The sequence below is a fragment of the Wolbachia endosymbiont of Drosophila bocki genome (assembly GCF_028982005.1).
GTDB classification, from domain to species: Bacteria; Pseudomonadota; Alphaproteobacteria; order Rickettsiales; family Anaplasmataceae; genus Wolbachia; species Wolbachia pipientis.
Window position 1 is genome coordinate 1 of the sequence record NZ_JAPQLG010000064.1, and the last position, 2392, is coordinate 2392.

At 33.7% G+C, this 2392-nt stretch carries 3 protein-coding genes; all 3 read right to left on the reverse strand.

Annotation, left to right across the window (positions count from 1 at the left end):
* Positions 1-361: 361 nt before the first annotated feature.
* Complete coding sequence (locus OZD61_RS01295) at positions 362-706, reverse strand: DMT family transporter (RefSeq protein ID WP_274979563.1); 345 nt, start codon at positions 704-706, stop codon at positions 362-364.
* 15 nt (positions 707-721) lie between these two features.
* Positions 722-1036, reverse strand: coding sequence for a DMT family transporter (locus OZD61_RS01300; protein WP_274979564.1), 315 nt, complete (start codon positions 1034-1036; stop codon positions 722-724).
* 99 nt (positions 1037-1135) lie between these two features.
* Entirely contained in the window at positions 1136-2242 is a 1107-nt protein-coding gene (locus tag OZD61_RS01305) for a D-alanyl-D-alanine carboxypeptidase family protein (protein ID WP_274979565.1), read from the reverse strand.
* Positions 2243-2392: the final 150 nt, after the last annotated feature.

The following is a 2392-nucleotide window of genomic DNA, read 5'->3' on the forward strand; positions in this document are numbered from 1 at the left end:
TTGTTCATGTAAAACTCAACACAATGGATTCTCTGAAAAGTTTTCGAGTATATTGCATTTTTAATTTGTAGAATAAGGTTTTTTCCTTTTTGCATGTTTCACCTAAAAAAGACACATTTTAAACTTTTTTGTTGCAATAAAATAGAAACAAAAGTGCTGTTTCTTGCACTCTTTGGATAATTTAATGATAAAAAATTTAGAGAGAAATTTTATACACAATCTCTGACATTTTTCCTTAAGTTGACGCCATTGTGTGAACGGTTACGGTTTCCCGTCTTCACCATGCTATATAGAAAAAAGTCTGGATTCCAATTTGCATGACAATATGGAGTATCTGCTTCTTTCATCCCAGTGGGATCTTTTATTCCATTTTATCAACAGTTTGTTTTGCAGTATCAAACAATTTTAATCCTATAATCCCGAATGTAACTAAAATAAAGCATATTACTTCGAATAAATTAACTGGTTCATCAAATAGGTAAACTCCAAGTATCGAAGCTCCTATAGCGCCCACTCCAGTCCAAATTGCATAGCATACTCCGATAGGTATAGAACGTGTAGCGAGCGAAAGTAAATATGTACTAAGAGCCATGGAGAATATGCTAATTATTGATGGTACGAGATGAGTAAATCCACAACTATGCTTAAGTGCTATGACCCAGAACACTTCAATTAGTGACGATAAGAGTAAATATATCCAATTCATGCATAAACTTTAGGTTTAAATAGAGAGCTTGAGCCCTATGGTTCCTATTACAATTAAAACGATACATAAAACTTGAGATAAATTAATATTCTCTGTGAAAGTGGTTGCACCAATTATAGTTATTCCAATTGTGCATATTCCAGAGGAAACTGCATAGCATACTCTAATAGGTAGAGAGCATGCTGCAAGAGATAAAAAATAAATGCTAATGATCATAATTACCAATGTTGCAATCGAAGGCACAACTTTAGTAAAACTGTTACTAAACTTTAGTGTTACAGCCCACAGCATCTCTAGGATACTAGACAGCAACAAATATAACCAGCACATTTTCGTAACACTTCAATCTTGTATTGTAACAGAAATTGTTAGTTAAAACTATACTAAAGTGCAATAGATCTCTCTTTCGAAATTGCTTTAATGTTAAACTTAAAATAACATCCTAAAAAACTTTTCTACGAAATTCAATTCCTGCACGTCATTTGCTGCATAAAGTGGTGTAGTTTGTTGCTCAATACCTGGTATTTCTACAAAAACTTTGCCCACTTCTTGACCTTTTTTAATTGGTGCAGGTATCATATCTTTATATTCAATACGCACCTTAATTCGGTCATGCAATTTGCGGTTGTAAGTTATGGTAACATCGTTTGCAACTGTAATAGGCACTTTTTTATCTTTTCCATAGAGAGCATTTACTTCCTCAACTACGCTATCCTTAGCGAATATTTTCTTGGTGTTAAAATGATTTAAGGAATATTGTATCAGTCTTTTTGCTTCTTCTATTCGCTCTTTCTCAGTGTTTAAGCCATTTACGACAGCAAAAATTCTCCTATCGTTTCGTTTTGCAGATGCTACAATGCCGTAACCACCAGCATTTGTATAACCGGTTTTTAAGCCATCAACCCCAATATCGTGAAAAAGTAGAAGATTTTTATTCTTTTGTACAATTTCATTATATGTCAAATATTGTTCGGAAAATAAATCATAATATTCAGGAAAATCAGTGAAAATCCTTTTTGCCAGCATTACCAAGTCTTTTGCGTTCATAAAATGATCTTCATCTGGCCACCCGCTTGAGTTGACAAAATGACTGTCATTCAGATTCAAATTTTGTGCAACTTCATTCATTTCAGCCACAAAATTCTCTTCTGATCCTGCAATGCCCTCGGCTAGTGTTATGCAGGCATCATTGCCTGAGACTATTGTAATTCCTTCAAGTAATTCCCTTACTGTAACGGATTGACCTTCTTTCAAAAACATAGAAGAGCCTTTTCTTTCCCACGCTTTTCTGCTTACTCGAAATTTATCCTCCATGTGTATTATTCCAGCTTTTAGATAATCGAAGGCTATATATAAAGTCATTAGCTTGCTCATTGAAGATGGGGCCATTTTTTCGTCAGAATTATGGTCAAAAATGAACGAGTCTGAAGCTAAATCTAAGACTACTGCTTGCTTTGCTTTGGTTCTAAACTGGTATGAGTATGAAGAAAAAGGAAGTATAAAAACTAATAGCAAAATTACCAATCTGCTTAACATATTTATAATTTTAAATTTACAGTGTACTAATTAATAGTATAATTTTACAGGGGCATTTCAATAGATCTCTTGCATAAAAATTCCTTGACAAACCTCGCCAGCCCCCTTATCATGAAACTGAAGCTATTTATTTATCTTCTCTGTACAGAT

What these genes read in the sequence shown, in the direction of transcription:
- OZD61_RS01295 (WP_274979563.1), bottom strand. Translation starts at nt 706, where the DNA reads ATGAATTGGATATATTTACTCTTATCGTCACTAATTGAAGTGTTCTGG.
- OZD61_RS01300 (WP_274979564.1), bottom strand. Translation starts at nt 1,036, where the DNA reads ATGTGCTGGTTATATTTGTTGCTGTCTAGTATCCTAGAGATGCTGTGG.
- OZD61_RS01305 (WP_274979565.1), bottom strand. Translation starts at nt 2,242, where the DNA reads ATGTTAAGCAGATTGGTAATTTTGCTATTAGTTTTTATACTTCCTTTT.